This is a genomic window from Almyronema sp., from assembly GCF_052168255.1.
Taxonomy (GTDB): Bacteria; Cyanobacteriota; Cyanobacteriia; order Phormidesmidales; family Phormidesmidaceae; genus Sphaerothrix; species Sphaerothrix epifaneia.
Window position 1 is genome coordinate 30,604 of sequence record NZ_JBQLZL010000100.1, and the last position, 26,673, is coordinate 57,276.

General features: G+C 49.5%; 20 protein-coding genes, 1 tRNA gene and 1 pseudogene. 13 read left to right on the forward strand and 9 right to left on the reverse strand.

Annotation, left to right across the window (positions count from 1 at the left end; genetic code table 11):
• Positions 1-81 precede the first annotated feature (81 nt).
• Positions 82-2,562, reverse strand: coding sequence for an endonuclease MutS2 (locus ACTS3T_RS20870; RefSeq protein WP_462935579.1), 2,481 nt, complete (start codon positions 2,560-2,562; stop codon positions 82-84).
• 378 nt (positions 2,563-2,940) lie between these two features.
• Between ACTS3T_RS20870 and ACTS3T_RS20875 the strand changes: the two genes are divergently transcribed.
• The 3 genes and pseudogenes from ACTS3T_RS20875 to ACTS3T_RS20885 all read left to right on the forward strand — a co-directional run bounded on the left by ACTS3T_RS20875 (position 2,941) and on the right by ACTS3T_RS20885 (position 8,125).
• Entirely contained in the window at positions 2,941-6,378 is a 3,438-nt protein-coding gene (locus ACTS3T_RS20875; protein WP_462935580.1) for a response regulator, read from the forward strand.
• A gap of 7 nt (positions 6,379-6,385) precedes the next feature.
• Positions 6,386-7,615, forward strand: a pseudogene (locus ACTS3T_RS20880) (DUF790 family protein); the annotation flags it as partial.
• Positions 7,616-7,753: 138 nt separating this feature from the next.
• Entirely contained in the window at positions 7,754-8,125 is a 372-nt protein-coding gene (locus tag ACTS3T_RS20885; protein ID WP_462935581.1) for a response regulator transcription factor, read from the forward strand.
• 117 nt (positions 8,126-8,242) lie between these two features.
• Here ACTS3T_RS20885 and ACTS3T_RS20890 read toward each other — a convergent pair whose 3' ends face one another.
• From ACTS3T_RS20890 to ACTS3T_RS20900, 3 genes are all read right to left on the reverse strand, one after another.
• Positions 8,243-9,628: a UDP-glucose dehydrogenase family protein gene (locus ACTS3T_RS20890; protein ID WP_462935582.1), complete on the reverse strand. Its 1,386-nt coding sequence runs from the start codon at positions 9,626-9,628 to the stop codon at positions 8,243-8,245.
• A gap of 185 nt (positions 9,629-9,813) precedes the next feature.
• Positions 9,814-10,770, reverse strand: a complete 957-nt coding sequence (locus ACTS3T_RS20895) for a UDP-glucuronic acid decarboxylase family protein (RefSeq protein WP_462935583.1) — start codon at positions 10,768-10,770, stop codon at positions 9,814-9,816.
• A 488-nt stretch (positions 10,771-11,258) separates the two neighbouring features.
• On the reverse strand, positions 11,259-11,441 hold the full coding sequence (locus ACTS3T_RS20900; RefSeq protein ID WP_462935584.1) for a hypothetical protein: 183 nt from the start codon (positions 11,439-11,441) through the stop codon (positions 11,259-11,261).
• 159 nt (positions 11,442-11,600) lie between these two features.
• On the opposite strand from ACTS3T_RS20900, the gene ACTS3T_RS20905 reads away from it, so the two are divergent.
• The 3 genes from ACTS3T_RS20905 to ilvC all read left to right on the forward strand — a co-directional run bounded on the left by ACTS3T_RS20905 (position 11,601) and on the right by ilvC (position 14,271).
• Complete coding sequence (locus tag ACTS3T_RS20905; RefSeq protein ID WP_462935585.1) at positions 11,601-12,665, forward strand: aromatic ring-hydroxylating dioxygenase subunit alpha; 1,065 nt, start codon at positions 11,601-11,603, stop codon at positions 12,663-12,665.
• Between the two features lie 3 nt (positions 12,666-12,668).
• Positions 12,669-13,031 carry a hydroxyisourate hydrolase gene (gene uraH, locus ACTS3T_RS20910; RefSeq protein WP_462935586.1) on the forward strand — a complete coding sequence of 121 codons (363 nt, stop codon included), beginning with the start codon at positions 12,669-12,671 and terminating at the stop codon, positions 13,029-13,031.
• A 244-nt stretch (positions 13,032-13,275) separates the two neighbouring features.
• A complete protein-coding gene (gene ilvC, locus ACTS3T_RS20915; RefSeq protein ID WP_462935587.1) occupies positions 13,276-14,271 on the forward strand; it encodes a ketol-acid reductoisomerase in 996 nt (331 codons plus the stop codon).
• Positions 14,272-14,454: 183 nt separating this feature from the next.
• On the opposite strand, the gene ACTS3T_RS20920 is transcribed toward ilvC, so the two are convergent.
• Positions 14,455-14,528: transfer RNA gene (locus ACTS3T_RS20920), tRNA-Val, on the reverse strand.
• Positions 14,529-14,634: 106 nt separating this feature from the next.
• On the opposite strand from ACTS3T_RS20920, the gene ACTS3T_RS20925 reads away from it, so the two are divergent.
• Positions 14,635-15,408, forward strand: a complete 774-nt coding sequence (locus ACTS3T_RS20925) for a DUF1350 family protein (RefSeq protein WP_462935588.1) — start codon at positions 14,635-14,637, stop codon at positions 15,406-15,408.
• Positions 15,409-15,568: 160 nt separating this feature from the next.
• Here ACTS3T_RS20925 and ACTS3T_RS20930 read toward each other — a convergent pair whose 3' ends face one another.
• A complete protein-coding gene (locus ACTS3T_RS20930; protein WP_462935589.1) occupies positions 15,569-16,042 on the reverse strand; it encodes a DUF4079 domain-containing protein in 474 nt (157 codons plus the stop codon).
• A gap of 211 nt (positions 16,043-16,253) precedes the next feature.
• Between ACTS3T_RS20930 and ACTS3T_RS20935 the strand changes: the two genes are divergently transcribed.
• From ACTS3T_RS20935 to rpsU, 4 genes are all read left to right on the forward strand, one after another.
• A complete protein-coding gene (locus ACTS3T_RS20935) occupies positions 16,254-17,945 on the forward strand; it encodes a M48 family metallopeptidase (RefSeq protein WP_462935590.1) in 1,692 nt (563 codons plus the stop codon).
• A 207-nt stretch (positions 17,946-18,152) separates the two neighbouring features.
• Positions 18,153-19,229: a magnesium-protoporphyrin IX monomethyl ester (oxidative) cyclase gene (gene acsF / locus ACTS3T_RS20940; protein WP_462935591.1), complete on the forward strand. Its 1,077-nt coding sequence runs from the start codon at positions 18,153-18,155 to the stop codon at positions 19,227-19,229.
• 337 nt (positions 19,230-19,566) lie between these two features.
• The gene (locus tag ACTS3T_RS20945) at positions 19,567-20,331 is read left to right on the forward strand and encodes a hypothetical protein (protein ID WP_462935592.1); all 765 of its coding nucleotides are present in this window, start codon (positions 19,567-19,569) and stop codon (positions 20,329-20,331) included.
• 193 nt (positions 20,332-20,524) lie between these two features.
• Positions 20,525-20,701: a 30S ribosomal protein S21 gene (gene rpsU / locus ACTS3T_RS20950; protein ID WP_272064374.1), complete on the forward strand. Its 177-nt coding sequence runs from the start codon at positions 20,525-20,527 to the stop codon at positions 20,699-20,701.
• Here rpsU and ACTS3T_RS20955 read toward each other — a convergent pair.
• The 3 genes from ACTS3T_RS20955 to ACTS3T_RS20965 form a co-directional block, all read right to left on the reverse strand.
• Entirely contained in the window at positions 20,698-21,393 is a 696-nt protein-coding gene (locus ACTS3T_RS20955) for a response regulator transcription factor (RefSeq protein WP_462935593.1), read from the reverse strand. The genes rpsU and ACTS3T_RS20955 overlap by 4 nt on opposite strands.
• Positions 21,390-22,613, reverse strand: a complete 1,224-nt coding sequence (locus ACTS3T_RS20960) for a sensor histidine kinase (RefSeq protein ID WP_462935594.1) — start codon at positions 22,611-22,613, stop codon at positions 21,390-21,392. The genes ACTS3T_RS20955 and ACTS3T_RS20960 overlap by 4 nt, the downstream gene beginning before the upstream one ends.
• A 195-nt stretch (positions 22,614-22,808) precedes the next feature.
• Positions 22,809-23,261: an iron uptake porin gene (locus ACTS3T_RS20965; protein ID WP_462935595.1), complete on the reverse strand. Its 453-nt coding sequence runs from the start codon at positions 23,259-23,261 to the stop codon at positions 22,809-22,811.
• A 150-nt stretch (positions 23,262-23,411) separates the two neighbouring features.
• Here ACTS3T_RS20965 and thrB point away from each other — a divergent pair, with 150 nt between their 5' ends.
• Positions 23,412-24,317, forward strand: coding sequence for a homoserine kinase (gene thrB, locus ACTS3T_RS20970; RefSeq protein WP_462935596.1), 906 nt, complete (start codon positions 23,412-23,414; stop codon positions 24,315-24,317).
• A gap of 549 nt (positions 24,318-24,866) precedes the next feature.
• Positions 24,867-26,483, forward strand: a complete 1,617-nt coding sequence (locus tag ACTS3T_RS20975; protein ID WP_462935597.1) for an NAD(P)H-quinone oxidoreductase subunit 4 — start codon at positions 24,867-24,869, stop codon at positions 26,481-26,483.
• The last annotated feature ends 190 nt before the right edge of the window (positions 26,484-26,673 follow it).

Consider the following 26,673-nt stretch of genomic DNA (forward strand, 5'->3'; position numbering starts at 1 on the left):
CAACTCTCCCAAGTGACAAGCGTCACTTGGGAGTTAGGTTCTTATTGCTCTCAGCTTTGATTTCTGCAAACCTAAGCTACCCTACACGTAGGCCACAGTAACGCCCGTACCGCCATCAGCTTGGGCGGCTGGTTCCCATCGTTCGACCTGTGGGTGGCGTTTGAGAAATTCATGGACGCCTTGCTTAAGTTTGCCAGTTCCGTGACCGTGAATGATCCAGATAGGGCCATTGGCTTTGGCGATCGCCGCTTCTAAAGTCACCTCAGCTTCACTAACGCGTTGGCCGCGCAGGTCAAAAGTATTACGAGCGGTACGCACAGCCGGCGCTTTAGCCGCAGGAACCGTAGGTAGGGGAGCCGCAGGTTTGACTGGAATATCAGCCTTCTCGCCTGCTAAAGATTCAATGTCTGACAAAGCAACCGTCATTTTCATCAAGCCAAAGCGCACCGTTAGCTTGTTGTCTTCATCCGGTTCAGTCAGCACATCTGCGGTTTGTCCCAGGCTGGGAATCCGAACTCGATCGCCAGTTTTCGGTCTAAAGCCAGGTTGGCGCGGCGGCGATGGCGGCGGTAGCTGCTGATGGGCAATTTGATCAATTGCGGCGGTAGCCTGTTGAGCCGCTTGGGCTTTAGGTTCTCCTTGCTGTAACCGTCGGATGACTTTAGCAATTTCGGCTTTAGCTTCTGCGATCGCTGACTGAACGGCTTGTTCTTGCTGTCGTTTGAGTTCTTGCTCTCTGGTTTGTAGCTGTTGGGCTTTGTTCGCCACTTCTGCGTGTAGCTTTTCCGCTTGGGCGAGTAGCTTTGCTGTCTCTTCAGCGCTATTTTCCTGGCGACGACGCTGGGCTTCAAGGCCAGCAATCACCTGGTTGACATCTTCCTGACCGCCAAGCCCTACATAGTTTTCAGCTTCAGCAACCACCGCTTCATCTAACCCCAAACGACGGGCAATACTCAGCGCATTCGATCGCCCAGGAATCCCCCAAAGCAAGCGATAAGTTGGCGATAGGGTAACCTCGTCAAACTCGACAGAAGCATTTTCAAAACGCTCATCTTCGTATTTCAGCGCTTTTAGCTCACCAAAATGAGTTGTGGCAACGGTGAGACGAGCATGATCAGCAAGGTGCCGCAATAAGGCGATCGCTAAGGCACTCCCCTCCGAAGGATCGGTACCAGCGCCCACCTCGTCTAAAAGAACAAGGGCATTGGTGAGGGAAGGCGCTAGCGGCCATACGGGCTTGTCTACCGCTGTGGGATCTGGCGGTGTTGGCTCAACCGGGGCAGATGGGGAGGGTGCCTCTATCACCGGAGAGTCAGCCATTGCAACGGGCTGCAGAGCAGTCAAAATGCGGCTAATGCGCCGAATGTGGCCGGAAAAGGTTGAAAGACTTTGCTCAATTGATTGCTCGTCACCAATATCTGCCAATACCTGATCAAACCAGGGCATTTCAACTGGCTCACGCGCCGGAATGAAAAGTCCCGCTTTAGCCATCAGAGCTGCTAAGCCCAGCGTCTTCAAGGTAACGGTTTTACCGCCCGTGTTTGGCCCAGTAATCGCCACCACTCGAATTTGCGGCTGAATCACGACGTTAGTAGGAATGACCGCAGGGCCGTCTTCGTGTTGCGCTTGCCAGACCAAAAGCGGATGGCGTAATTGACGGAGCGTTGTGACGTCATCGGCGGTAACAAAGCGGGGAGGATTGGCCTCCAACCAGCGAGAATAACGGGCACGCGCAGTAGCAAGATCCAGGGTGGTGACGATCGCCAACAAATGTTCTAAATCAGGCAACGCTTCAGCGACTTGCGCCGAAAGCTGCCGCAGAATCCTGTCTTCTTCCGTTTTTTCTTGTCGTTGCAATTGCCGCAAACGGTTGCCCATTTCGATGACGCTTTGCGGCTCAATATAAAGCGTGGCTCCGCTGGTAGAAGCATCATGCACAATCCCTGGAATGGCATCTTTTTGCGGAGCTTTGACTGGAATCACAAAGCGATCGCTGCGCTGCGTAATGAGCTGTTCTTGCACAGCGCCTGCCTGCCGCTGCAAAATCCGCTGTAGTTTTTGGTAGATCTGATCGCGACCTTGCTTGAGCTGGCTGCGAATGCCGCCTAGCTTGGGGCTAGCGCGATCGCTCACCTCGCCTAAATCATCAATTGCATGGTGAATTGCCTGCTCTAGCTCTGGAGAAGTCCGCAAATCAACAACCAATTCGCTCAGCGCTGGCACCTCCGTTTCGTAGCTGTCAATAGTGCGTCGTAGCTGCCGGGCACCGTTTAGCGTTGTCGCGATCGCCAACAACTCTTTACCCGATAAAACGCCTTGCTTTTCGACTCGATCCAGAGCCGCACCAATATCTTCAATGCCGCTAAAGCTCAACCCTGTGGTTTCGCTCTCTAGCCAATCCACTTGCTGAGTTTGGGTTAACAAAGATTCACTTTCAGCCTGACGCTTCGGTAACGTTAGATGTCGAGCGGCGATCGCGCCTAGCTTAGTTGCCGCAAAGGTGGCAAGCTGTTGACAGAGACGAGGCCATTCAAGCAAATCAAGTGTTTCAGATTGGATCAAGGTTCAATTTAATTAAGATGAAGCCAACATTGAGAGCAGGTAAACTCACCCTGTTAATCAGTATAAAAGCCTTGAATTCCACTTGCCTATTACGCCATGTGGCTGGAGTTTAGTTACAAAATTCGGTTTAAGCGGAAAACTACAGATAATTAAAATAGGTAGAACGCCTCAGTTAGGGTTTTAACAAACTTTTGCATCAAAGCGGCTATCCCTTGAGGGAAGACAGTGCAGTGGGTTTACAGGGTTAGCATTTCATCACCATTGGTAACGCAACGGCAACTTTCACAACAAGGATCAGTGACCGTGATAGTTAACCTTTTATCTCCTTGGCAGCCTCAACGCGGCTCAACCGCGTCATCCTGACAGCCTCATTGCCCTATGGCTCATTTTTCCCTCAAGCGTTCGCTCACCCAAGCTTCTGGTAAGTTACCACTACGCAACGTGCTGGTAGTTTCGTTTGTGGTTCAAATAACAGCAGTTGTCGGCCTGACATCCTGGATTTCTTTTCGCAACGGTCAAAGAGCCGTTCAGTCTCTAGCCACTCAATTAAGTCAAGAAATTAGTGCCCGAATTGAAGACCATGTGGAAGCTTATTTAGTTCAGCCGACCTGGTCTTTAGAACAAAGTCTCAGCGCGATCGCCAGCGGTGATCTCTCTACTCAAGATTTAGAGGCTCTAGAACGTCACTTTTGGCATCAGCTACAAGCTGCCGATTACTTAAGTGCCCTCTATTTTGGTAGCGAAACGGGTGAGTTTGTTGGCGTACAGCGCCGTGAAGACGGCGAACAACTCTTGTGGTACATCGATGTCGCCTCAGTGCCGCAGCGCAAAACCTATCGCCTTGATGCCAACGGGCAGCCTCTAGAACTCACAGGCACACAAGCCTATGATCCGCGTTTACGCCCCTGGTATCAGGCGGCAGTCAGCGCTGGCCAGCGTACCTGGAGTCCGATCTATCGCTTTGCCTCGCAAGACTACGCCCTGTTGGGCATAACCCCAGCAGCACCTGTCTACAGCGATCGCGACCAGCTTCAAGGCGTACTCGCGGTTGACATTACCCTAGAGCAAATCAGCGAGTTTTTGCGGGACTTGCGCATCAGCGAAAACGGACAGGCTTTCATTGTTGAGCGAACGGGTGAAATTGTTGCCAGTTCTACCCAAGAACCCCCCTTTGTTAACACGCAGGAACAGCAACAACGCCTGCAGGCTACCGCTAGCCAGTCACCTTTGATTCAAACTACAGCGCTAGCCCTGCTCAAAAACTTTGGCAGTCTCAATCAAATTACCGAGATTCAAGAGTTTAGCTTCTTACTAGCCAACAAACGCCAGCTTGTCAGAGTAGTGCCCTTTCAAGAGGGTAGCCGCCTCGATTGGCTAATTGTTACCGTTGTTCCCGAGGCTGACTTCATGACTCAGATTGCCGCTAGCAATCGCAAAACGCTTGAACTCAGTCTGATCTCTTTGTTAGTTGCTAGCCTGGTTGCAGGAATGACCTCGCGCTGGGTGGTGCGACCGATTCTCCGGCTTAACACAGCCGCTAAGCAGTTGGCCGTTGGCAACTGGGATCAGCCTTTACCAGAAGGGCGCTTTGAAGAACTCGCTGAACTAGCCATTTCCTTCGAACAGATGGCAGCTCAGCTCAAGCACTCTTTTGGCAGCTTAGAAGCCAAAAACGCCGAACTGCAACGCCTCGACCAAATCAAAGACGAATTTCTAGCCAATACTTCCCATGAGCTACGCACACCGCTCAACGGCATTATTGGTATAGCCGAATCCTTAATTGACGGGGCAACAGGGCCTCTGCTGCCGTTAACACGCGCCAATCTGGCAATGATTGTTACCAGCGGACGGCGGCTAGCGACGCTGGTAAACGACATTTTAGACTTTTCTAAAATGCGTCACCAAACCCTTGAACTCCAGCTCAAACCCATTGGCCTAAGAGAAATTTCTGAAATTGTGCTGGCGCTTAACCGACCTGTGGCCAATCAAAAGCAACTGCAATTGATCAACGCCGTTTCGCCCCATTTGCCTATGGTTCTAGCAGATGAAAATCGATTGCAGCAAATCCTGCACAATTTGGTAGATAACGCCGTCAAATTTACTGAAAACGGCATGGTCGGGATTTCGGCTCAGGTAGTGGTTAGCGAGTCTTACAGCTTATCTAGCTTCGGGTCAGAGGCCGCCGTCCCTCATTCCTATTTTTCTAAGCGGCCAGAACAACTGGCGATTACCGTCTCGGATACAGGCGTGGGCATTGCCGACGATCAAATACAGCGGATCTTTGAACCTTTTGAACAGGGAGATGGCTCAACCGCACGCACCTACTCAGGAACAGGGTTGGGGTTGGCGGTGACCAAGCAACTGGTAGAACTGCACGGCGGCACAATTCAGGTGATCTCCCAGGTAGGGGCGGGTTCACAGTTTGTTTTTACCCTACCGATCGCGCGATCGCTCTACGATCAGCCCCCTACCAAAGCTCCGCTGGCAAACCGGGGACTGCGGATAGAGCCACAGATTGTGATTCCAGTCGTTACCAGCGATTATTTATCGCTAGAAGAGACCTCTTTTGAAGCTCGCCTAGAACAAGAAACACAGCGGCTCTCGCTCAATCCAGAAATGCTCAAGATTCTGGTAGTTGATGACGAATTAATCAACCGCCAGGTAATCGCTAATCACTTGCAACTCCATCACTACGGCGTCTTACAAGCAGCCAATGGCCCAGAAGCGATTGAGCTGATTGAGAAGGGTTTGCGTCCAGACTTGTTGCTGCTCGACGTGATGATGCCCAAAATGACGGGGTATGAGGTGTGTCGGCAGATACGGCAGACCTTTCCAGCCCACGAACTCCCTATTGTGATGCTAACGGCCAAAAACCAGGTACCCGATATTGTAGAAGGGTTGAATGCTGGCGCTAACGATTATTTGTCTAAGCCAGTTTCAAAGGATGAGCTAATTGCCCGTATCGGCACCCATCTGCGCCTTTCTAAAATTAATCTGGCTTATGGTCGCTTTGTTCCCCAGGAGTTTTTGCAGTTTCTCAAAAAAGACAGTATTGTCGATGTGCATTTGGGCGATCAAGTAGAGCAAACCATGTCGGTTTTGTTTGCCGACATTCTGGATTTTACGCATCTTTCAGAACAAATGACGCCGGCAGAAAATTTCCGCTTCATCAACGCTTTTCTGTCGCGCATGGAACCTGCGATCGCCGAAAATGATGGCTTTATTGATAAGTACATTGGCGATGCCATCATGGCGCTTTTTAGCGGTGGTGCAGACGATGCCATTCGGGCTAGCCTTTCTATGCTCAAGCGTCTAGCCCTTTACAACGACAGGCGCATCCACAAAGGTTACGTTCCGATTCAAATTGGTATTGGCATCAATACAGGGCCACTGATGCTAGGTACAGTCGGCGGCAAAAATCGGATGGACAGTACGGTCATCAGCGACACCGTGAATGTAGCCGCGCGAATTGAACGCATGACTCGTCACTACCAGGTTTCGCTGCTGATTTCTCACTACACATTCTTGCAACTGCAAGATATGGGGCAGTACGCTATGCGCGTCGTCGATCGGGTGCAAGCCAGAGGAAAAAGCCAGTTTATTAGCGTTTACGAAGTGTTTGACGCTGATCCACCGCTTGTGCGCGATCGCAAGCTAGCCAGCAAAACCGAGTTTGAAACCGCTTTGATTTTGTATTATCAGCACTCTTATCGGGAAGCGGCGCTGAAATTTGAAGCTTGCCTAAAAGACAACCCTGCCGACTCAGTCGCTAAAGTATATATCGAGCAGTGTCATCACCAACTCGTGAGAGGATAAAGCAACGTTAACCAGCGATTTATTAATTTATCGGTTGAACGGTGAAAGCCTCATTCCCAAACGCTTAGCCCTCACGCCTGCAAATCTGGAAATGGCTCAAGCGTTGATTGACCTTTTTCAGCAGGCTGTTGGGCAACCGCAAGCTCAGCTTAACCAGCAGTTGCAAGCAGTTGAGGGAGAAGAAACCGACTACCGCATCAAGCGAGGCTTAGCGCATTTGCTACGCAGTGGCTTTAGCACCTTTGATATTGTCAGCCCCTTAGAGCCTATTGAACTGCGGCAACGCGTTTTTGCCCTATCCGCTCAATCCGTACCCAGCCCAGAACAAACCGAGCGATCGCTTCTTCACTTAGCCCAACACCTGAGTCAAGAACTTGAGCGAGAAATCGAGGTTGCTCATATTCGCCAAGGGCTGTATGCCGATTTGCAAGAAAACCGCATTTTAGTCACCTTTGAAGCACCCACACCAGAAGCTTTGCTTCATCGTTACAACCTTTCGCAAGTGCAGGGCGTTTTTTATCGAGCCAGTCAAATTACGCTCAATGTTCACCGCAACGATCCGGGCGAATACAAATTGATGTTTCGCTATCTCAAACTCTTTCGCTTAATGACCTATGTTGAAGGCGACGCCGATCATGGCTTTACCATTGCCATTGATGGCCCCACCAGCTTGTTCAAAGCCAGCACCCGCTACGGTCTTGACATTGCTAAGCTCATTCCAGCAATTTTGTATGTCACCCGTTGGAGCTTAACGGCAACCCTGCAAATTCGCGATACCTACAGCAACACAACCCGGCAAAAGCAGTTTACGCTCGATGCCAATTGTGACCTGGTTAGCCATTATCCACCGGGGCAACCCTATGACAGCCTGATTGAGTCTGCCTTTGCCGATCGCTGGCACAACCTCAAAACGCCTTGGCAGCTAGAGCGGGAAGTAGACCTTATTCCCATTCCTGGCAGCGTCATGATTCCAGATTTTCGGTTGGTGCATCCCGATGGCCGCACCTATCTACTTGAGATCGCGGGATACTGGCGACCGGAATACCTGCGCAAAAAATTCTCTCAGGTGCAGCAATCCCGGCGCAGTGACCTCATTCTCGCGGTTTCAGAACGGCTCAATTTAGATAAAGCGGGCGTTAAACTCAGTCAAACCCCTGCCAAAATTGTTTGGTTTAAGGATAAACTACAGCCTAAGGCAGTGCTGAGTTTGCTAGAAGCCTCTGAGTCGTCAGCTTAGCGTTTAACATTAGAAGCAATCCCAGACCTGCAGTTTATCTTGAGGAATTGACTGAGCGCGATCGCTTGCATTTCCTCAGAAAGCTAGGGAATATAGACTGGGTAAGCTGAGCAGAGTGTAGCAGTTTAACAGAGAGCTATGAGTACGGTCTTGATTGTGGATGACAGCTCAACCCTCAGAGAAATGATTTCGGGTCTTCTGATCAAGGCTGGTATGACGGTCATTGAAGCCAAAGATGGGGTTGAAGCCAAAGAGAAAATTCAAGCCAGTCCACCCGATTTAGTGGTGTTAGACATTGTTATGCCTAACATGAATGGCTATGAATTGTGCCGCTGGGTGAAGAGTAACGCGGGAACTGAAAATGTACCTGTGGTGATTTGTTCTTCCAAAGGAGAAGAGCACGATCGCTACTGGGGCATGAAACAGGGGGCTGACGCCTATATTGCCAAACCGTTTCGTCCGGCTGAAATGGTCGAAACGGTTAAACAGCTCTTGCGTAGCCGAGGATAGTTGACGCCAGCCTACTTTTGCTAAAAAAGCCGAATTTCCAGTCAATTCACTAGAAATCCGGCTTTTGTTGTGGCAATTTTCCGAAGGTACCTAGCGGCCTATACCGAGATAAAAGACCTAGCGACCAATACCGAGATAGCGGAATCCCGCTTCTTCAATAATGGCTTGATCGAGGAAGTTGCGACCATCAATCAAAATTGCAGAGTGCATAGACTCAGCCATTTTGACATAGTTGAGGTTCTTGAACTGCTTCCAGTCGGTAACTAGAACCAGCGCGTCACAGCCATCGGCTAGCAGTTCAGGATCCGTTTCAACAATTACCCCTGTCAAACCATCGCGTATGCCGCTTTGAGAAATAATAGGGTCATACGCTTTGACCTTAGCCCCAAGACGATTGAGTTCTTCAATCAACTTGAGCGAAGGCGCATCTCGCATATCGTCGGTATCTGGCTTGAACGTCAGCCCCAAGAGGCCAACTGTTTTCCCCTTAAGGATTTTCAAAACTTGTTGTAGCTTTTCTAGGGTGACCAACCGCTGACGCTGGTTTACCCGAATCGTGGCGTTGAGCAGTTCGGCCTCATAGCCGTAATCTTCGGCAGTGTGAACTAAGGCAGAAACGTCTTTCGGAAAACAAGAGCCACCCCACCCCAAACCAGCCTGCAAGAACTTGCTACCAATTCGAGAATCTAAGCCAATGCCTTTAGCCACTTGCACCACGTCCGCCCCAACGCGATCGCAGATATTGGCCACTTCGTTAATGAAGCTAATCTTAGTCGCCAAGAAAGCGTTGGACGCATACTTCACCATCTCTGCCGAGCTGAGATCAGTGACCACAACGGGTACGGCTGGCAAAGAGGGGTCTTCGGCAAACTGCCGCTCTACAATCGGGGTATATAGCTCTTTCATCAAGGCGATCGCCTTGGCGCTATTGCTACCCAAAACGATGCGATCGGGGTTGAAAGTATCGTAAACCGCAGACCCTTCGCGCAAAAATTCAGGATTGCTGACAACATCAAAATTTGCATCAATGACCGGAGGCGCTGCAACTGGCGCGCCTGCACCTACTAGAGCCTGCTTGCGCTCAGAAATACCATCTAGCACAATCATGCGTACCCAGTCCCCAGAACCAATGGGAACCGTAGATTTATTGACGATAACTTTGTAGCCGCCATTGAGATGCTCACCAATACCGCGAGCGACAGCTTCTACATAACGGGTATCGCTTTCGCCTGTGGGCAAAGCTGGGGTGCCGACTGCAATGAAGAGAATTTCACCGTGGCTAACGCCGGCGGCGAGGTCGGTTGAAAAACAAAGCTTGCCCGTTTCCATCGAAGACTTCATTAGCTCCGACAAACCGGGTTCGTAAATGGGCGATTGCCCAGATTTCATCAGTTTGACTTTTTCTTCGTTGTTGTCAATACAAACGACATCATGACCCGCATGAGCAAGGCACACACCCGTTACCAGGCCAACGTATCCAGTTCCAATTACACAAACACGCATAGGGCTGAATCCTCTTAAATGTCAGGGCTAATAGCTTCTAGAAAACTTTCATCAATCAACGCAGTAGCGAAGGCATGACTGCGGGCTGCTTTCGCTTTAAGGAGGCAAAACTCCCGGCGGGGCCATTACGAGAAAAGCAGGCATCATTTAGCGTTCCTCACAGGTTTAGATTAAATTAGCGAGTTTTAGACAGGGGTAGCCGCGATCGCCTTTTCTGCTGTTAAACGCTCTTTAAAGTCACGGATCGTTAACTCTAAGCCTTGCTGTAGCGGCACAGTAGGTTCCCAGTTCAGCCAGGTTTTGGCGCGGGTAATGTTCGGCTGACGACGGCGAGGATCATCTTGAGGTAGCGGCTCAAATTTTAGTTCAGCATCTGGATTAACCATGCTTTGAATCGTTTTTGCTAGCTCTAAAATCGTGTACTCATCCGGATTACCCAAATTAATAGGCCCCGTGTGATCACCATTCATCAAGCGCATCAATCCCTCAACCAAATCAGACACGTAGCAAAAGCTACGAGTTTGAGAACCCTGGCCATAAACCGTCAATGGTTTGCCTTGCAGCGCTTGCACAATAAAATTGCTGACGACCCGACCATCGTTTTCCAACATACGAGGGCCGTAGGTATTAAAAATTCTAGCAACTCGAATATCCACATCATTCTGGCGGTGATAGTCAAAAGCTAGCGTTTCGGCCACACGCTTACCTTCGTCATAACAGCTACGAATTCCAATAGGGTTAACGTTACCCCGATAGTCTTCTGGCTGAGGATGAACCTCTGGATCGCCATATACCTCTGAAGTAGACGCTAGCAAAAATCGAGCTTTAACCCGCTTTGCCAAACCCAGCATATTCAGCGTTCCCATCACGTTGGTTTTGATGGTCTTAACTGGATTGTACTGATAGTGAACTGGAGAAGCAGGACAAGCCAGATGATAAATTTGATCAACTTCTAGGCGAATAGGCTCAGTAATATCGTGACGAATGAGTTCAAACCTTGGATTACCAAACCAGCGGAGAATATTATGTTTGTGCCCAGTATAAAAATTATCGAGGCAAATAACCTCATGACCTGATTCCATCAGCCGATCAATCAGATGGGAGCCAATGAAACCAGCACCACCCGTGACTAAAATTCTCATAACGCTAACAAGTTGAGGAACATTAGGGACTAAACCTACACCAGTGTAAATCAGTGCTAATTCTTGCTAAGTCACAGCATTAACCTGCTGAGTAACCTGTCAAACCTAGATCAGCCGCTATAGGGGTCTAGGTTGGAGTACGCAGCCGGGGGTGGAAAGCTGCAACCACCTAGCTTGCAAGCAATCTAACAGAGGATTCACAGCGGAGTTGATCAACTCTGCGTGAGTTCACTAAAACTTCAACGCTCTCTAAAGGAATACCCAAAAAACACGGTTCCTTATCAGAGGGCGATTAGAGGTGGAGTATCGCAATCAAAAGGTTGGAAATCTGCCGCAAGGGAGAATAAAGATGAGCAAAAGACTCTGTTGCTTTTGTCTATTAGTTCGTGTTTAGTTTTTCGCTGTCAGCCTTTTCTATCTCTTCAAAGGGTAAAAATGACAGCTGAACAAAAGGGGCGGACTGCTTTTGTCAAAGCTAGATTGAGTGTCTAAGGCTCATCTGCAACATCAGTTTCTGGTTTGTTGGTTAAAGTTTGCCAGAAACCGCTAATGAACCAAACCGCAGCGGCCAGGAGCAGTAGCAGCATCAGCGGCGCGAGGCCAGCAAAGGGAGCCAGCACGCTGATTAAGAGTAATCCCAAGACGAAAATTGTAAGGTTGGGGCGATTCATGCTTTTGGCTCAGAAGACGTCATGATTAGGTTACAAACAATGACACCTATCTAGCCTCTAGCGTTCGAGACATTTTACCGCGACGGGGATGAGTCCGCTAATACAGTTACCACAAACAAACTCAACTATAGTGGCAAAAACGCACCCACACGAGGTTATATGCTAGTCACTCAACAACCCGTCTTGAGACGTTTTTGGTATCCTGTTGTCCCTGTAGAACAGCTACTAGAGACACCCACTGCGTTTGAACTGCTAGGCGAAAAACTCGTTGTGTGGCGCGATCAATCAGGTCAACCGGCTGCACTGCGCGATCGCTGCTGCCACCGCTCGGCTCAACTATCTTTGGGCAAAATCAAAGATGGCAATGTCTGCTGTCCGTATCATGGTTGGTCTTTTGACCCGACAGGCCGCTGCGTGCATGTGCCCCAAATTCACAAAGACAACTCGATTTCCCCTAGCTACCGGGTAGAAGCGTATCACTGTGCTGAGCGCTACGGCTATGTTTGGGTCTGCTTAGCCGATGAACCCTTGAGAGACATCCCTGGCATTTTAGAAGCTAATGACCCCACCTTTCGTTTGATCCACGAGTTTTATGAACCCTGGCACTGTGCGGGTCTGCGGGTGATGGAAAACGAAATGGATATGGCTCATCCAGCCTACGTTCATCCGACCACTTTTGGCAGCGAGGCTTACCCAACTCCCGACGCTATGGAGTTAGAAGAAACCGAGTGGGGACTCAACTATCGCAGTGTCTTGAAAGTTGTCAACCCTGAGCTGCAAAAGCAAAATCTCAAGATGGCGCAGGATCAAACTGTCCGCACCATGATGATGCGTTGGTTTATGCCCTTCACCGTCATGCTGCGGATTGATTATCCCAATGGATTGGCCCATGTCATTGTGAATACGATGACGCCAATTGATGATTGCACATCGCAAATGGTACAGTTTTGCCTGCGCAACGATACCGAAGCTGATGTTAAAGCCAGCGATGTGATTGCCTTCGATCGCGCTGTGACGTTAGAAGATAAGCGCATCCTAGAAACCACAGATTACGACGTACCGCTCTCTTTGTCGCAAGAGCAGCATATGGCTACCGATAAACCGGGTATTCTTATGCGCAAAAAAATGGCGGCTTTGCTCAAAGCGCACGGGGAAACTGAGCAAACTCGGCACCGAGTTGATTCACCCACGTTGCCCACCCGGCAGCTAGTTTTAGAGAAATAGCCGATGACTGGCAAGCTAACAACCCACGTTTTAGATACAGCCCGTGGTTGTCCGGCGGCGCAAATGGCGATCGCGCTCTGGCATATTGAGCCGGAAGCCGCAGCGCGATCGCTGCTAAAAACGGTGGTAACCAACGCTGATGGCCGTACCGATATGCCTTTGCTGATCGATGAAGATTTTCAAACAGGGAATTATGAATTAATTTTCTCGGTTGGGGCTTATTTCGCCCAGCATGTCAGTGACTTGCCCAACCCGCCTTTTTTAGACCAAATTCCCATCCGCTTTGCGATCGCAGACAAAAATCTGCACTACCATGTGCCGCTGTTGGTTTCGCCTTGGGCATACAGCACCTACCGGGGCAGTTGATCGCTAGCAGCTAACGTTTCCTAACGCCCAACCTGGCATTCAGCTACGGCAAAGGCTCCACAACTAACCAGCAAAGCGACCATTCGCCCCTTGGCAATGTCGCCATTTCGATGTTTGTCATAGAGCGTTTCGATAGGTGAGGGTTAGATCTAGCGGAGTATGCTGAAAGACTCTGGTTCCGCATCTTTGATAAGATCAAAGGCTTGCAATCGAAGTTAGCTGATCTGGCTAAGGAGAATCCTCAATGGCCCGCATGTATTACGACAACGATGCCAATTTAGATTTGCTCAACGGCAAAACGGTTGCCATTATTGGCTATGGCTCTCAAGGACACGCTCATGCCCTCAACCTCAAAGACAGCGGTGTGAATGTCTTAGTGGGCCTTTATGAAGGGAGTAAATCTGTCGCTAAAGCCGAGGCCGCAGGGTTGACTGTTAAGCCTGTTGCTGAAGCCGCCAAGGCAGCCGATTGGGTCATGATTTTGCTGCCTGACGAAGTACAAAAAACAGTTTATCAGCAAGACATTGAGCCGAATCTCAGCGAAGGCAACGTCTTGTTTTTTGCCCACGGCTTCAACATTCACTTTGGCCAGGTTGTTCCTCCTGCTCATGTTGACGTTGCGATGGTTGCTCCTAAAGGCCCTGGGCACCTCGTTCGTCGTACGTATGAGCAAGGCCAAGGCGTTCCTTGCCTATTCGCGATCTATCAAGATGCTTCTGGGCAAGCCCGCGATCGCGCTATGGCTTACGCTAAAGGAATTGGTGGCACTCGTGCTGGCATTCTCGAAACCACCTTTCGCGAAGAAACCGAAACCGATCTCTTTGGTGAACAGGTTGTTCTTTGCGGCGGCTTGAGTGAGCTGATTAAATCAGGTTTTGAAACGTTGGTAGATGCAGGTTATCAACCGGAGCTAGCTTACTTTGAATGTCTGCATGAGGTAAAGCTGATTGTTGACCTGATTGTAGAAGGCGGTCTGGCCAAGATGCGCGATAGCATCTCTAACACGGCAGAATATGGTGACTATAGCCGCGGGCCTCGTATTATCACTGACGAAACCCGCAAAGAAATGAAGAAGATTTTACAGGAAATTCAAACTGGGCAATTTGCTAAAGAGTTTGTCCTAGAGAACTTGGCTGGCAAAGCAGGTTTTACTGCCATTCGCCGCCGCGAAGCTGAACACCCGATTGAGGAAGTCGGCAAAGACCTGCGGGCTATGTTTAGCTGGCTGAAGAAAGTCTAGTTTTGGTATGCCCGCGGCTTATCGCTAAAGGCAAAGGGCTGAGGGCAGCAGGAAAGCGTTTCTGTCAGAGGCTTTCAGCCATTTTAAGTGGCTCAACGCTTATGGCCACAGCTATACGACGAAACCATTCTGAGTGAAGGTGGTCGGAGCACCGCCTTCACTTAGCACATAAGGTTGAATCAATGGACACAACTGGACTCGAACCAGTGACCCCTACGATGTCAACGTAGTGCTCTAACCAACTGAGCTATGCGTCCAAATGGATAACCAGATTACCATAGGCCAGAGAATCTATGCAATCCCTTTGGCCGAGATCAAGCGGCGTTATCTCGCTAGGATAGAAAAAAGTCAATTACGAATTTTATGGACTGGCAAGCGGTTGCAGGCAACTGGATTTTAGTCCCTTCTAAACCCAAAGCACTTATTCACTTTTTAGGGGGTGCTTTTGTGGCGACAGCTCCTCATTTAACCTATCGTTGGCTGCTAGAAGCACTAGGTCGCCAGGGTTATGCAGTTATTGCCACACCCTTTGTTAATACCTTTGACCACAAAGCGATCGCCCAAGAAGTTCTTACCACCTTTGAGCAGGGGTTGTACTATCTAAAAAAGCGAGTTTTAGGTCAAAGCTACTTACCTATTTATGGTTTAGGTCATAGCATGGGCTGTAAAATTCATTTGCTCATCAACAGCCTCTACGACGTAGAAAGAGCAGGCAATGTTTTAGTCTCATTCAACAACTATCCTGCCCGCCGCTCCATTCCGCTATTAGAGCAGATGATTAGCTTTGCACCTGCTTTCAACGTTGAGTTTATCCCCTCGCCCGAAGAGACGCTGCAGCTAGCAATTCAGCATTATGGTGTTCGCCGCAACTTACTAATTAAGTTTCAGCGGGACGATATTGATCAAACCCGATCGCTCTCGGATGTACTGATCCGGCGTTTTCCTGAATTGACAACCGTAAAAATTCTGCCAGGTACGCATACCACCCCGATCGCTCAGGACGTCGCTTGGGAACCGGGCGCTAGCTTTAGCCCATTAGATGCGATCGGGCAATTTATGAAGCAAGAATTTTATCGAGATCTTAACCAGCTCAAGCAGACGTTGCTACAGTGGCTCAACCCATTGGCTGTCATTTAGGTGCGGTGGCCGTCTACAAGAAAAAACATCTCGTTTGAGCCTAAAGGTTCAATCAAGATGTTTTCTAGATTTCCCTAATGCTGGGTATTTCTGCGCTACCGCAACTGATTCTTCAAGAGGTGGGCTGCACAGGTGAGTGAACGAGGCGATCGCCCTAGCACTAAAACTTTTCTAAAATTCTCTGCACAATCTGCATACCCGTCACCGCCTGCCAGCCAAACAAACCAACCAGCACAGCATTGAGCGTAATGTGAGTGTAGCGAGCAGCCTCATTACCCTTTTGCATAAGAGGCACCAATGAGGCCGAAGTGGCAATGAGCGCCGTCATCCCCAAACCTGCCAGCAGATGAGGCCCAAAAAACAGCTTACCGTTATTAATATAAGTAACTGCCATGCCCCCGATTGAACCAATTACCATAAAAGCCAGCAAAACAGAGCCAGCCTGATGGTGGCGAATACTGTATCGTCCTTGAATCAGTGCTTTCTTCTTCTCTTTGTCTTCAACGGTACGAACTCGACGAGATTGAATGCCTAAATAAAGGGCGTAAAGGGTCAATGCTAAAAGACCCCACATAATAACGGGATGAATAAAATTCAGCCAAGGTTTGATAGGTTCGAGCGCCTCTAAATTCATAAGTCTTTTGCTGAGTAATGTCTTCACAAAAGTTAGCATAATTTCTCGCTATGTGAGAAAGCTAAGATGATAAAACTAGCTTCTCTTAGAAGCCCAGCTCTCAGGGGCAAGCCGATCGCTATAAAGGGGATGCCTAATAGCACTCAAGCAGGCTGCGATTTGTTCAGTTGTACTGGCTGATACCTAATATTGAGGGGAGACTTGATTAACCATGAAACTGCGCTGGAAATCGCTGCTAGTGGCTTTCAACAGTTCGCTTTTGTTGGGTAGCAGTGGGCTGTTAGGAGGCGACATTTGGCCGCGATCGCTTTCGGTACAAGCCCAATTAATTGAGGTTGAGGTCGATCAAAATAGCGCAGCCAGTTCTGCTGATAAGCCACCCGCTTCTTCGACCGCTGACCCCAGCGATCGCCTACCTGAGGCCGCGGCGGCAGATACTCACGCAGAAAATGCGCCTGAACTTCCCCCAGAAGCAAGCGAAACACCAGGCGAACCAGAAGCAGCCAACCCCGCTACCTCGCAGCCCAGCCCAGACGAGTTGGCTAGGCAACAATTGCTGATCGAAGCAGATCAGCTTTTTTTAGCAGGCGATACGGCTGCGGCAGAACGGCTATATCGCCAAGCCAAACAAGCACTACCTGAAGGCGAAACCGATTGGGTGTTACCTGAACCCGTTTTAACTGCGGAAAATTTGCCCCCAGGAGCCGCTGTTTACTGGCAAGAGGCTGCAGCCGGAACGGAACTGGGCTTAGAAACGCGTACGCTGGTGCCGCTGAAGCTTTTAGTTGAAGAATATCCGGCGTTCATTCCAGGGCATATTCGCTACGCTCAAGCGCTGATTGAATACGATCGCTTAGACGAGGCGATCGCCGTGATGGAGGCGGCAGCGACTCGCTATCCGGCTCAGCCCGATCTGCTTATGGCTCAAGTCGATGTGCTCATGAGCGCGGAGCAATGGATTGAAGCTTCCATCGCTGCCCGCCAGTTTGCGGTGCTCAATCCTCAGCATCCTGAGTACAACGCAATGCTCGATCTAGCCAGCACAAACCTAGATCGCTTTCGTCGGCAGCTACGACAAGAGATTCAAGGCAACGTGATTGGCAATATTGTGACTGGGGCACTGGGCTATGTATTGACGGGAGGTTTGTTTGGCCCCTTTTCAGCGCTGGATTCGACTTTATTGCTATTACAGGGAGAAAGTGGTATCGGCGATCGCGTTTCTGAGCAAGCTCGCCAACAGCTGCCGCTGATTGAAGATCCAGAAGTGCTGGCTTATATCAACGGTTTAGGCGAACGACTGGCTCGCGTGGCTGGGCGTGACGAATTTGATTATGAATTTTACGTCATCCTTGATGAGCGTCTCAACGCGTTTGCCCTCCCTGGCGGTAAAATTTTTGTCAATGCTGGCGCAATTCTCAAAACCGAGTCTTCTGCCGAACTAGCAGGGCTGTTAGCCCACGAAATTTCTCATGCTGTGCTTTCACATGGGTTTCAGCTAGCTACAGAAGGGAACTTGACCGCAACGCTAGCCCAGTATATTCCGGTACCTGCTGTAGCTAATATTGCTACTGGCTTGGTGGTTACTGGCTACTCCCGACAGATGGAACGGCAAGCCGATGTCATGGGAACCCAGATTCTGGCAGCTAGCGGCTATGCGGCTGATGGCCTCTATCGCCTGATGATTAGCCTTGATCAAGAAGCCGAAGAACGGGCTGGCTTAAGCTGGTTTGCGACTCATCCCAGTACCGACAACCGCATTCTGTATTTAGCCGAACTGGTTGAGAATGGAGGTTACAACCGCTTTACATACGAAGGCGTCGAACCTCATTTAGAAATTCAGCAGCGCGTTGCTGCCCTTTTAAAGGAATACGAGTTGCAGGAACGCTTAGAGACCGATCAATAGTCAAGCCAGACTGTTGCAATTCTTAAACTGCGCAACGAGGTTTAAGGGCTTTGAGGTTGATAAACTAAGGGTCATGATTGGGAGATGCTGTCTGGCTGATCCCCCAAACTCAACTTTGCCAAAACTGCGGGCTAAAAGGCTATTAGCAGCTTCAACCGCGATCGCCGAACGTCGGCGCAACCCTCATAAGCAAGTATTAAACGACTCATGGTAGATTCCCTCAAAAAACCTGATTTTCAAGAAATAAGACCCGGCGTCAAGGCACCCGCCCAGGATACAATTCTGACGCCTCGGTTCTATACCACTGACTTTGAGGAAATGGCAGAGATGGATATCTCTGTCAATGAAGGGGAGCTAAAAGCCATCCTGGAAGAGTTTCGGGCTGACTATAACCGCCATCACTTCGTTCGTGATGAGCAGTTCAATCAGTCTTGGGATCATATTGATGGTGAGACGCGGAAGCTCTTTATCGAGTTTCTAGAGCGCTCTTGCACGGCTGAATTTTCTGGTTTCTTGCTTTACAAAGAACTGGGACGTCGCCTCAAAGACAAAAGCCCAGTTCTAGCGGAGTGCTTTAACCTGATGTCGCGCGATGAAGCCCGTCATGCGGGTTTTCTTAACAAGGCAATGTCAGACTTTAGCCTCCAGCTTGATTTAGGCTTTTTGACCAAAAGCAAAAAGTACACTTTCTTCAAGCCTAAGTTTATTTTCTATGCCACCTACCTCTCTGAGAAGATCGGTTACTGGCGTTACATTACAATCTATCGCCATCTAGAGTCTCACCCAGAAAACCAGATTTACCCAATTTTCCGCTTCTTTGAAAACTGGTGCCAAGACGAAAATCGTCATGGTGACTTTTTTGCAGCCTTGATGAAAGCTCAGCCGTCTATTCTCAATGATTGGAAGGCAAAGCTGTGGTGTCGCTTCTTCTTGCTGTCAGTCTTTATCACCATGTATTTGAACGACTTGCAGCGCAGCGATTTCTACCAGTCTATCGGCCTAAATGCCAGAGATTACGACATTCACGTTATCCGTAAGACGAATGAGTCAGCCGGACGGGTTTTTCCAGTCATTCTTGATGTTGATCATCCCAAATTTGTGAAGCTGATGGATGAGGCTGCTGCTAGTAATGCCAAGCTTAGCGAAATTGGTCGTTCCAAGCAATCTCAACCGCTTAAGTTACTGCGTCGTTTGCCCCATATTGCGGCAATTGGGCTTAAAGTTGTTCAGCTTTATCTGCTCAAACCAGTGGATGTTACCTCGCTACGGGCAGTAGTGCGCTAAGCAGCTCGTTACGCGTAAATTTCCACCCCCTTAGGCGGCTCTGGCGTTCAGAGCCGCTTTTCTTTGCTGCCGTCGAACCGCTAAGGCGTTAGCATAAAGGCTGTTTTGTCTGCTCTGTTGGGAGCAAAGTTACGCAGTTTGCAGTCAAAGATGATACATATTGCCAAAGGCAGAAGACTGAAGGCAACATGAACGATTTTCGCTCAGCGGCTTGCTGCGTTTAAGGCTCTCACTCTTGGTGAAGACAGCCATCTCTCTATTGGCCCTAAGCAACTCCGCGACTTTGTCTAGCGTGACATCTAACGATTCCGATTGGCCAATCTCAAAAGTCATTTGCATGCGTTTTGACCAACCTCAACGGGCTTTACTACTTAACTCTTTCCAAAAAGCAAAGGCTAAGCTTTCTACCGGGAAAACCTGGGTGAGTAGCTTGGTGGGGCTATGTTTTTTTTTACCTGGTTCGGCGATCGCCAAACCTGAAAACACGGAAGATAAGAATGCTGTAGATGGCGTGGAGATTGCGCCCGAACTGATTGAAGCAAGCCCCGTTTTGCAGCGATGGCTAGAAGACGTACCTGATGTGTTGTCCGAAATTCGTCACGATCCTAGCTTTCGAACCCGCTTGCACGTGGGGTATGTCAGCTTGCCGTCGAGTCAGGCTACTAGTGGATTTCAGGTGGGTATTGAAGATGTATTTATAGGTCGCACTGGATTAACGCTGAGCGGAGATTATCAAGCCAGTTTTGAGGGCGATCGCCAATCTTACGGCGCAGACCTACGCTATTACGTTTTGCCTTTGGGCAATTATGTCAATATTGCCCCTGTAGTTGGCTATCGAGTATTAGAAACTGACCACTACGAAGTAGAGGGTTTGAATTTGGGGCTACGCCTGCAAATCGTCCCGTCCCGTCCGAGTGCAGCCGATGTATCTCTAACGCAAACTTGGGTTGCTCCCCGCAGTGGTGAAGAAGTTGGTTTGACAACGTTGTCGTTTGGCTATGCCGTGACTCCCCAATGGCGACTGTCTACCGATATTCAATTGCAAAATTCAAGGCAGCACTCAGAGCGGCAAATCGGTGTGGCGGTTGAATGGATGCTTTGAGGGTGATGCCGCCAGGAAATTATGCTAATTTTAAATCTGAGCTGACCTGCTGGGTCAGATAGGATGCTTATGGTTAAATTTTGGGGATGGGAGGTGTTGCTATTTTTCTCAGCAGGTTCGCTAAAGCCTTGAGTTTTGTAGTACTTTACTATTTTTGCTAAATAGATCGTAGACGCAAAGACATCAGAACGATATGACCCAGGTTGTAGTTGGTGAAAACGAAGGAATTGAATCCGCACTGCGTCGTTTCAAGCGGCAGGTTTCTAAAGCAGGCATTTTTTCAGAGGTTAAACGGCGTCGCCACTTTGAAACACCTCAAGAGAAACGTAAACGCAAAGCGGTAGCTCGTCGTAAGAAGCGCTTCCGTTAACACCCCGATTCGTTAAACCTTTCTAGCTGCGATCGCGCTGAAGCTGCAAAAATGGCAGCCTGGGTGCGATCGCGTAAGTTTAAACGGCCTAGTATACTCGTGACATGATTTTTGACGGTTCCCTCCGACAGGTAAAGAGCGGCAGCAATTTCGCGGTTGTTAGCCCCCTGCCCAATCAGAGCTAGCACTTCTCGCTCACGTGGGGTAAGTGAGCTAAAGCCGGGGGGCAAGTCTGTTGCAGCTTCTTTGAGACGTTGAGAAGTTTGCATCTGAGCCATTGCCTTTTGCCAAATGCCAGGGCCAAACTGACTGTAGCCGCGCTGCACCGCCCGTATCGCTTGGGCGAGTTCTTCAGAAGGGGTGTCTTTGAGCAGGTAGCCGAGTGCGCCAACTTGCAGCGCTTGAGCTACCTGCTCATCGTCATCAAAGGTCGTCAATACTAGTACCTTCAAGTCAGGAAATTGTTGCTGAATGGCTGCGGTAGCCGCGACGCCATCCATTCCGGGCATCCGAATATCCATCAGCACCACATCGGGACAATTTAGGCTTGGATAGAGACGGGCGATCGCGGCTAAGGCAGATTCGCCATTGTCAGCTTCTCCTACAATATTGAGATCGGCTTCCAGTTCTAAAAGCGCTCTCAGCCCCTGCCGAATCAGGCTTTGATCATCAACCAAAAAAACTCGGATCATCCGTTTTCTCCCGCTTGAGGTAGCCAAACCTGAAGGCAGCACCCCTGTCCTGGCTGGCTGCTAATCTGGCAACGACCGCCCAAGCTTTCTACCCGTTCTTGTATTCCTCTTAAACCAAAGCCGCTTGAGGTTTGGACTGGGTCAAAGCCACAGCCATTGTCTTGAATTTTGAGATAGACCTGGCGGCCTGACTGCAGCACGAGATCAACTTCGCTGGCTTGAGCATGTTTGTAAATATTGGTCAGCGCTTCTTGCACAATGCGATAGAGCGTCGTTTTGAATTTATCTGGCAGTTCAACCAGTGCTATCTGGCAGCGCGGCTGAATGCCGGTGGTGCCTTGAAACTGCTGAATCAGAGCCGCGATCGCAGGCTCTAAGGGCTGATCTTGCAACGGCTCGTCTCGTAGCGCCGACACAGATTGGCGAACATCTTGCAAGGCTGTAGAACCTAACCGTTTAGCCTCTCTGAGAAAAGTAAACGCCTTTTCAGGGTTGGCCTGCCACAGTTTCAGGGCACTTTCTAGCTGAATATTTAACGCTGTTAACGAATGACCCAATGAGTCATGTATATCGCGGGCAATGCGACTACGTTCCTGAGACATGGCTAACTGCTCGATTTTTGTAGCAGATTGACGAAGCTGCTGATTAGCCTGCTTAAGCTGAGTTTGGCTTTGGCGTTCAGCTAAGAGCGCATTGACCAGCAACATCACAAAGGCTAATGAGAGACTAAACAAAAAGACAAAGTTGAGCTGAAACGGTATCAGTAGACGATTGACCCGAGCTTGGACAAAAGGTGAGAGCCGCTCCCCTAACCACTGTAATCGCAGTTGCACAGTAGACAAAAACAACACAAACGCGGCTCCAGCCACCATCAGCCGCCCCGGCCAGACAAACATAAAACAACTGCGAATAACCAAGACTAAACACAAAAATGGAAACAGCCTCAACCCAGCCGTACCCAGTCCAGAGGCTAACAAAATCAACCCTATTTGAGCTGCAACATGCCCTAAGCGATAGCGGATCTTGCCTGTTGGTAAATATAGCCCCAACAGCGCAAACAGCAACGTACTCACTGTCACTAAGGCTGGAAAATGCGGAAGGCGGGGAAACACAGGTGGCATTAGCTCACTGGCGATCGCCATAGCAAGTAAAGCCCACTCTAAATAGAGCAAAAAAGGAAAAGGATGATTTTGGTAGCGAATCGGCTGAGATATAGGCATATATAGCTTGTTGTCACCAGCCGATGATGTTTGCGGCGGCTCAACAGGTTAAAAAAGTCAGGCTTTGCCATAACCTTGACAGCAGGCAAGATGACTCAGCTTTGAAGATAATCTAGGTAGCTAGGCTTTTTCTACCAGCAGTCAGTGAGGGATAGCTGCCGAGGCTTTCAGCGGATACACGCTTGAGCAAGCGAATCAGTCTACGCAAGTGCTAGTAGCCAACTCGTCTGCCTCTTCTAGGGTAGTCACGTTTTCGTCTAGGCAAAAAAGCTGTTGCTGTAGGTTCTGCTGAGTCGCTAGCACCTCGGCAGTGTCGCTTGCTGCTTCGTTCATCTCAATGAGCTGTACCAGTGTTTCTAAGCAAGCATTCATGGCTGCAGCAAACTCATAGCGGGTGAGTCGCTGGTCGCCGCGAAACGTACCGTCCGGATAGCCCGTCATACAGCCATATTCGGTGACTAAGCGCTGTACTGCGGTATAAGCCCAATGAGTGGGGGATATATCGCTGGGCTGTTGCTCATCAGGTGCCGTCTGAGCGATCGCTGCAGGCACAACCCCAGGTTCAGCCCCGGCGATCGCCGCTGAGGCTCTTAGCCCAGATAGCAGAGCTATAGCTACCAGCACCAGTTTGCTGAAAGCGATGCGCATGGTTTTACCTATCTATTAAAGGTTAGAACTAAGGCTCAGCGCGATCGCTGAGAACCCCTTAACTGATAGCATAGACAATCTGACCGATGCATCGGTCAGTGACCTGTCGCCTTCTTTTATAGACGCAGTTTTAGCGTATCGGTGCCTGTGATGACGACCGTAACTGTGCCAGCTACAACCGCTAATATTGGCCCTGGCTTTGACTGTTTGGGGGCAGCGCTTAGCCTCTATAATCGCTTTCACTTTTCGCTACATGACGGCGATCGCTTCGAAATTCGGGCTAAAGGGCTAGCAGCAGAGCGCGTCTCCACTGGGCCAGACAACCTTGCCTACCAGTCATTTTTAAGGCTATTTCAGCAGATCGAGCAAGCTGCACCGCCCATTCGCATTGAAATCGACTTGGCCGTACCGCTCGCGAGGGGGCTGGGCAGTTCTTCTACCGCCATCGTGGGTGGACTATTGGGCGCGAATGCGATCGCGGGTTCACCCCTTCAGCAATCTGAGCTTATGGCGTTGGCGATCGCTATTGAGGGCCACCCCGATAATGTCGTGCCTGCTCTACTAGGCGGTTGCTGTTTAGCCACGACAGACAGCCGTGAGCGTTGGGTTATTTGTGATATTCCCTGGCATGAGTCCATCCAAGTTGTCGTGGCGGTGCCGGATTTTCAGCTTTCAACGGCGACTGCTCGTCAGGTTTTGCCTGACAGCTACCCCAAAGCTGACGCTATTTTTAACACCGCTCACTTGGGGCTATTGCTACGAGGCTTAGAAACAGCAGAACCCGACTGGCTAGCAGCAGCGATGAGCGATCGCATTCATCAGCCTTACCGCCAAGCTTTAATCCCCGGATACGACGATGTCTATCAAGCCGCGATCGCCGCAGGGGCGCACGGTCTGGTAATCAGTGGTGCTGGCCCCACCCTTCTAGCGCTGACTGCTGCCGACTCAGCTAACTCCGTAGCGCAATCGATGACTCAGGCTTGGGCTAATTCAAAGGTTAAAGCGATCGCTCATATTTTGGCGATCGACTTTGAGGGCGCTAAAGTCAGCCAATAGCCAGGCACATTTAACCGTTGGGGTCGCCAGTACTTGCTAGCCGCAGACACCCCACACTAATGGCTTGCTTTTAAAGCACACTTAGCAAAAGTCAGCAAAAAACAAATATTTTCTACAATAATCAGCTTTTATTTACAAAAAAGCTTGAAAGAGAAGTATTCACTCACACACGCTTGCAGCGATCAGGTGGACTACTTCAAGCCAGGATGTTTACAAATCCTTGATGGAACCTGATTTTTTCAAAATTTAGGCAATTTACACTTATCAAAAGTTCACTAAGTTTTCTATACTGGCTAGGGGCGCATCAAAATAGGTATTTATCCTTATGCCAAAGTCCGGTTAGTTCGCCTAGTCAACTCCATTCAGCGTCAGAGGCATTGAATGCTGGATTCCCCCGACCTTAATCCGCTTGATTGGGCCGCTGCGAAAACGGTTGCTTCCTTCAGAAGCTCTCACACCGCCTAGATGCTCTATTCAGCTCTGCTAGACAAACGCCTAAACCGGATCCTCACTGCGCTTTTGTTATTTATTGACCTCACGTGAATTGTGATGATTAGCGAACAATTTCCGTGGCTGACGACCCTAATCTTATTCCCCTTGCTGGCAGCCTTACCGATTCCTCTGCTGCCCAGCAACAAAGGTAAGCTCATTCATACTTATGCTCTGGGGGTAGGCTTACTAGAGTTCGGCCTCATACTATTTACCTTCGGTCGTTATTACGACTTACAAAGAGCTGGCTTCCAGCTAGCCGAAACCTACGCTTGGATTCCACAAATTGGCTTGAACTGGTCGGTTGCGGCTGATGGTTTGGCGATGCCGCTGGTGATTCTTTCTGGTTTGGTTACAACGCTAGCTCTCTTGGCTTCTTGGAACGTTACCCACAAACCCCGACTTTATTTCTTGTTGCTGCTGACGATGTTCAGCGCTCAGGTGGGTGTTTTTCTAGCCCAAGATATCTTGCTGTTCTTCCTCATGTGGGAGCTTGAGCTAGTTCCCGTTTATCTACTGATTTCCATCTGGGGAGGTCAAAAGCGTCTTTACGCAGCAACCAAGTTTATTCTCTACACGGCGGTCGCTTCGGTCTTCATCTTAATTGCTGCTCTGGGAATGGCCTTTTATGGAGACACCGTTACTTTCAATATGACTGAGCTGGGTTTGAAGGATTATCCCCTCGCCTTTGAACTATTCGCCTACTCAGGCTTTTTAATTGCGTTTGGCGTCAAGCTACCCATTTTTCCTTTCCATACTTGGCTGCCGGATGCCCACAGCGAAGCGCCCGCTCCTGTCTCCATGATTTTGGCGGGTGTTCTGCTGAAAATGGCGGGCTACGGCTTAATTCGCATGAATATTGAAATGCTCTCAGACGCTCACCTTTACTTTGCGCCTGTGCTAGCGGTCTTTGGCGTGATCAATATTCTGTACGCTTCTCTAACAGCCTTTGCTCAAGACAACCTCAAGCGTCGTTTAGCCTACTCTTCAATTGCGCACATGGGTTTTGTCCTGTTAGGGTTAGCAGCTTTCACTACGCTAGGCATCAGTGGAGCACTGCTACAGATGATCTCTCATGGTCTGATTGCAGCAGCCCTCTTTTTCCTTTCCGGCGTCACCTACGAGCGAACCCATACCTTGGCAATGGAAAAGATGGGGGGTATGGCGAAATCTATGCCAGTCGTGTTTGCTCTCTTCACGGCGGGCGCGATGGCTTCTTTGGCTTTACCTAGCATGAGTGGGTTTGTAGGCGAGCTGTCTGTCTTCCTGGGTCTGGCTACTAGCGATGCTTATAACACCCTTTTCAAAGCGTTAGTAATTGTGCTGGCTGCCGTGGGGGTCATTCTCTCGCCCATCTACTTGCTCTCCATGCTACGTCGAATTTTCTACGGTGAACCTAGTCAAGCTTTAGCAGACATTTCTGCTCAGTTTTCTGACATCAAACCGAGAGAATCCTTTATTGCCCTCTGTTTGTTGGTTCCTATCATTGCCATTGGTTTGTATCCGCAGTTGGCAATTCAAACTTACAATGTCAAAACGGTGGAGGTGGCTAATCGCGCTCAAAGCGCCCTTCCTCTAATTGCTAATCAGTCTGTGCCGCTTTATTCGCAGATTCTGGCCGCGCCGCAGTTGACGGCTGTTAATCCGCAAACAGAGGAGGAAACCATTTTCGACTAATCCACTCCTTGAGCCGAATGCTACTGAACGACGGGCTAAAGCAATGGCCCGTCGTTTTGGTTTGTAGAGCGGGTCAAGCGTTCTCTGCCTGCTTTAGAATCAAAAGATCTAATATCAAATAAATAGGTTGGCTAGTAAATAGGTTGGCTAGGCTCTGAAGGGTTGATAAGCAGACAATGGTAGATCCAGA